The organism is Rhizobacter sp. P3_B12 (assembly GCF_056402895.1).
Genome location: NZ_JBFUGN010000369.1, coordinates 1 through 5,537, shown reverse-complemented (window position 1 = coordinate 5,537; position 5,537 = coordinate 1). Strand labels below are relative to the sequence as shown.

Genomic DNA, 5,537 nt, shown 5'->3' with positions numbered 1-5,537 from the left:
CATCCAGGGCTCGTTCAGCGCCATGTAGTACAGCGTCACCGACAACCCGACCAGCATGCCGAGCACCGCGCCCAGCCAGTTCGCGCGCCGCCAGAACACCCCCAGCACCAGCGCCGGGAAGAAGGCCGAGCCCGCGAACGAGAACGCCGCCGACACCAGGAAGACGATGTCCGCCGGCTTCTGCGTCGCCAGCGCCGCCGCCGCCAGCGCGACCAGCAGCAGCATCACCTTCGACAGCATCACGCGCAGCCCGCCGGCCGCCTTCGGGTCGAGCGTGCGGTAGTAGACGTCGTGCGACAGCGCGCTCGAGATCGTCAGCAGCAGCCCGTCGGCGGTCGACAGCGCGGCCGCCAGCCCGCCGGCCGCCACCATGCCCGAGACGACGTAGGGCAGCCCGGCGATCTCGGGCGTGGCCAGCACGATGATGTCGGCGCCGATGCGGATCTCGCCCAGCTGCAGCACGCCGTCGCGGTTGATGTCGGCCACCGACAGCAGCGTCGGGTCGACCTTGGCCCAGTTCGCGATCCAGGCCGGCAGCTGATCGAAGGGCGTGCCGACCAGCGAGGTGAACAGCTCGTACTTCACCAGCACCGCCAGCGCCGGCGCCGACAGGTACAGCAGCAGGATGAAGAACAACGACCAGGTGACCGACTGCCGCGCCTGCCGCACCGACGGCGTCGTGTAGCAGCGCACCAGGATGTGCGGCAGCGCCGCGGTGCCGATCATCAGGCAGAACACCAGCGCGATGAAGTTGCGGCGCGAATCGCCGAAGGCCTCGCGCTCGCCCGGCGTGCCGTCAGGGTCGCCCGCGAACGGCGTACCGTGCGGCGGCATGCCGCCGAGCGGATGCGCCCTCGCCTCGTTGGCCGCCTGCGACTGCGTCCACGCGATGCGCGCCGCGGCCTCGTCGGCCGGCAGCGACAGCAGCAGCTTCTCGGCCGCCTGCAGTTCGGCCAGCGAGGCGCCGGCCTGCCGCAGCTCGGCCAGCCGGCGCCGCGCCGCATCGCGCTCCAGCGCCAGCGAGCCGGCCACGTCGCGCAGCCGCATCGCATCGCCCTCGGCACGCGCCTTGTACAGCGCGATCACCTCCAGCTCGCGCGGATCCTGCGCCAGCGCCTTCTCGCGCTCGCTCAGCTTCTGCAGCTGCGCGCCGTAGATCGCCTGYGGCACCGGCACGCCGGTCTGCTTGACCGACAGCCACACCACCGGCACCAGGTAGGCCACCAGCAGCACGATGTACTGCGCGACCTGCGTCCAGGTGATCGCGCGCATGCCGCCGAGGAACGAGCACACCAGCACGCCGCCCAGCCCGAGGAAGATGCCGACCTCGAAGGCCACGCCGGTCAGCCGCGTGGTGATCAGCCCGACGCCGTAGATCTGCGCCACCACGTAGGTGAACGAGCAGAGGATGGCCGCGGCCGCGCCGATCAGCCGCGGCGCATGGCCGCCGTAGCGCGCACCGAGGAAATCGGGAATCGTGAACTCGCCGAACTTGCGCAGGTACGGCGCCAGCAGCAGCGCCACCAGGCAGAAGCCGCCGGTCCAGCCCATGATGAACGCGAGACCGCCGTAGCCTTGCAGGTACATGGTGCCGGCCAGGCTGATGAAGGACGCGGCTGACATCCAGTCGGCCGCGGTCGCCATGCCGTTGTAGACCGCCGGCACGCGCCGCCCGGCCACGTAGTACTCGTTCGCGTCGGTGGTGCGGCAGATGATGCCGATGCAGGCGTACAGCGCGACGGTGGCCAGCAGGAAGGTGACGCCGATCCAGCGCTTGGGCAGCCCGGCCTGCTCGGCGGCGGCGAGTGCCGCGATGAACGCCAGCAGGCCCACGGTGTAGAGCCCGTAGACCTTGTGGAGCCGGCGAAGAAAGCGGCGCTGCTCGCCGGAGTCACTCATGGCCGGGATGGTCGGCGCCCGGCTGCGCCGCGTCCATCCGGTTCATCACCCACGCGTAGACGCCGATGACCGCGAGGAACACCAGCAAGGCGCCCTGCGCGCCGACCCAGAAGCTGAACGGCCAGCCGAAGAAGCCGAAGCCCAGGTCGCGCGCGAACCACGCGACGCCGAAGCCGACCACGAACCACACGGCCAGCAGGCCGGCGACGAGGCGCCGGTTGCGGCGCCAGTAGGCGGTGGGTTCGGCCGGCGTCACATCACGCTCAGCGTTTGGCCAGGCGCTGCCAGGTCTCGACGACGGTGTCCGGGTTCAGCGAGATCGACACGATCCCCTCCTGCGCCAGCCAGTCGGCGAAGTCGGGGTGGTCGCTCGGCCCCTGGCCGCAGATGCCGATGTACTTGCCGACCGCGCGGCAGGCCGCGATCGCGCGCGAGATCATCGCCTTCACGGCCGGATCACGCTCGTCGAAGTCGCGCGCCAGCAACTCCATGCCCGAATCGCGGTCCAGGCCCAGCGTGAGCTGCGTCAGGTCGTTCGAGCCGATCGACATGCCGTCGAAGTGCTCGAGGAACTGCTCGGCGAGGATCGCGTTGCTCGGCACCTCGCACATCATGATGATGCGCAGCCCGTCCTGCCCACCCGCCGAGGCCCGCTTGAGCCCGTGCTCGGCCAGCATCTCGACGACCCGCTTCGCCTGCCCGACGGTGCGCACGAACGGCACCATGATCTCGACGTTGTCGAGCCCCATGTCGCTGCGCACGCGCTTCAGGGCCTCGCACTCCATCGCGAAGGCCTCGCCGAAGCTCTCGCTGACGTAGCGCGACGCGCCGCGGAAGCCGAGCATCGGGTTCTCTTCCTCGGGCTCGTAGCGCGAGCCGCCGATCAGCTTGCGGTACTCGTTGCTCTTGAAGTCGCTGAGCCGCACGATCACCGGCTTCGGCCAGAACGCGGCCGCGATGGTGGCCACGCCCTCGACCAGCTTGTCGACGTAGAACGCGCGCGGCGAGGCATGCCCGCGCGCCACCGACTCGACCGCCTTCTTCAGGTCGAGGTCGATGTTCGGGTAGTCGAGGATCGCCTTCGGGTGCACGCCGATGTTGTTGTTGATGATGAACTCGAGCCGCGCGAGGCCGACGCCGCTGTTGGGCATCTGCGCGAAATCGAACGCCAGCTGCGGGTTGCCGACGTTCATCATGATCTTGATCGGGCAGTACGGGAGCTCGCCACGCTGCACTTCGCTGATCTCGGTGTCGAGCAGGCCCTCGTAGATGTAGCCGGTGTCGCCTTCGGAGCAGGCCACGGTGACGAGCGCGCCTTCCTTCAGCGTCTCGGTCGCGTCGCCGCAGCCGACCACCGCCGGGATGCCCAGCTCGCGCGCGATGATCGCCGCGTGGCAGGTGCGCCCGCCGCGGTTCGTGACGATCGCGCTGGCGCGCTTCATCACCGGCTCCCAGTTCGGGTCGGTCATGTCGGTGACGAGCACGTCGCCGGCCTGCACGGTGTCCATGTCGGCCAGGCTGTGCACGATGCGCACCGGGCCGGTGCCGATCTTCTGGCCGATCGCGCGGCCTTCGGCGAGCACCGTGCCGCTGCCCTTCAGCTTGTAGCGCTGCTCGGCCTTGCCGGCCGACTGGCTCTTCACCGTCTCGGGGCGGGCCTGCAGGATGTAGAGCTTGCCGTCGGCGCCGTCCTTGCCCCACTCGATGTCCATCGGGCGGGCGTAGTGCTGCTCGATGGTCAGCGCGTAGCCGGCCAGCTCGGCCACGTCGGCGTCGCTCAGCGAATAGCGGTTGCGCAGCTCGGTGGCGGTGTCGACCGTCTTCACGAGCTTGCCCGACGCGGCCTTCTCGGCGGGCGTCGCGAACTCCATCTTGATCAGCTTGGAGCCGAGGTTGCGGCGGATGATGGCCTGCTTGCCGTTGCGCAGCGCCGGCTTGTGCACGTAGAACTCGTCCGGGTTGACGGCGCCCTGCACCACCGTCTCGCCCAGGCCGTAGCTGGAGGTGATGAAGACGACGTCGGTGAAGCCGCTCTCGGTGTCGATCGTGAACATCACGCCGGCGGCGCCGAGGTCGGAGCGCACCATGCGCTGCACGCCGGCCGACAGCGCCACGTCGCCGTGCGCGAAGCCCTTGTGCACGCGGTAGCTGATGGCGCGGTCGTTGTAGAGGCTCGCGAAGACCTCCTTCATCTTGTGCAGCACCTCGTCGATGCCGATCACGTTGAGGAAGGTCTCCTGCTGGCCGGCGAAGCTGGCGTCGGGCAGGTCTTCGGCGGTGGCCGACGAGCGCACGGCGAACGACGCGCCCGGGTGGTCGGCCGTCAGCCGCGCGAATTCGGCGCGGATGGCGGTCTCCAGCTCGGGCGGGAACGGCGTGGCCTCGATCCAGGCACGGATCTGCGCGCCGGCCTCGGCCAGCGCCTTCACGTCATCGGTGTTGAGGGTGGAAAGTCGATCCTGGATGCGCGCGGCCAGGCCGTTGTGCGCGAGAAACTGTCGGAAGGCGTGGGCCGTGGTGGCAAAGCCGCCGGGCACCCGCACGCCCGAGGCCGCCAGCTGGCTGATCATTTCGCCGAGGGAGGCGTTCTTGCCGCCGACCGCCTCGACGTCGGTCATTCTCAGATGTTCAAACGGTGCGACCAGGGCGGTCGCCAGGTTCGGAAGTGACATGGGAAAGCTCCGTGATGTTGAGAAACCGGTGCTTCCCGCCCGAACCGCGAACCCGAGCAATGCTCCGAGGGCTCCAGCAGGCGACGCGCGGCCCAGCGCTTGAATTGTTCGAGTGGTGACATGGACCGTTGGGCGTTAGGGGGGCGATTTGGAAGGTTGGGGGCGATTTTACGGGCCTTCCTGCCTATCATCGATGCCTCAACGCCCCCCTGTTCACATGGCCAATCGCACTGTCTACTTCGTCTCCGACGGCACCGGGATCACGGCCGAGACCTTCGGCAACTCGATCCTGGCCCAGTTCGCGATCAAGCCGCGGCACGTGCGGCGCCCGTTCGTCGACTCCGAGGACAAGGTGCACCAGGTGGTGCGCGAGATCAACCATTCGTTCGACGTCGAGGGCCGCCGGCCGATCGTGTTCGTGACGCTGGTGAACCGCGAGATCCTGAACATCCTGAAGGCGAACAGCCGCGGCATGGTGCTGGACATGTTCAACACCTTCATCGAACCGCTGGAGGCCGAGTTCGAGATGACCTCGAACCACCGGGTCGGCCGCTTCCCGGACATCTCGAAGAGCCAGGAGTACACCGACCGCATCGAGGCGATCAACTTCTCGCTGGCGCACGACGACGGGCAATCGTCGAAGAACCTGGCCGAGGCCGACGTGATCCTGGTCGGCGTGAGCCGCAGCGGCAAGACGCCGACCTCGCTGTACCTGGCGATGCAACATGGCATCAAGGCGGCCAATTACCCACTGATCCCGGAAGACTTCGACCGCCGCGTGCTGCCGGCGGGGTTGGCGCCGCACCGGCGCAAGTGCTTCGGGTTGACCATTGCGCCGGAGCGGCTGGCCGAGATCCGCCATGAGCGGCGGCCCAACAGCCCGTATTCCAGCATCGAGAACTGCCGGCACGAGGTGTCGGAGGCCGAGGCGATGATGCGGCGCGAGAGCATCGCGTGGCTCTCGTC

4 protein-coding genes are annotated in these 5,537 nt (G+C 68.8%); 1 reads left to right on the top strand and 3 read right to left on the bottom strand.

Translation table 11 applies throughout. The features are described from left to right. From AC1D01_RS18675 to ppsA, 3 genes are all read right to left on the bottom strand, one after another. Positions 1-1,899, bottom strand: a 1,899-nt coding sequence (locus AC1D01_RS18675) for a sodium:solute symporter family protein (RefSeq protein WP_477868877.1), incomplete at its 3' end; no start/stop codon positions are given. Beyond that, the gene (locus AC1D01_RS18670) at positions 1,892-2,155 is read right to left on the bottom strand and encodes a DUF4212 domain-containing protein (RefSeq protein ID WP_477868875.1); all 264 of its coding nucleotides are present in this window, start codon (positions 2,153-2,155) and stop codon (positions 1,892-1,894) included. The genes AC1D01_RS18675 and AC1D01_RS18670, both read right to left, overlap by 8 nt. 7 nt (positions 2,156-2,162) lie before the next feature. After that, on the bottom strand, positions 2,163-4,571 hold the full coding sequence (ppsA, locus tag AC1D01_RS18665) for a phosphoenolpyruvate synthase (protein ID WP_477868873.1): 2,409 nt from the start codon (positions 4,569-4,571) through the stop codon (positions 2,163-2,165). Positions 4,572-4,788: 217 nt separating this feature from the next. On the opposite strand from ppsA, the gene ppsR reads away from it, so the two are divergent. Next, positions 4,789-5,537, top strand: a 749-nt coding sequence (gene ppsR / locus AC1D01_RS18660) for a posphoenolpyruvate synthetase regulatory kinase/phosphorylase PpsR (RefSeq protein WP_477868871.1), incomplete at its 3' end; no start/stop codon positions are given.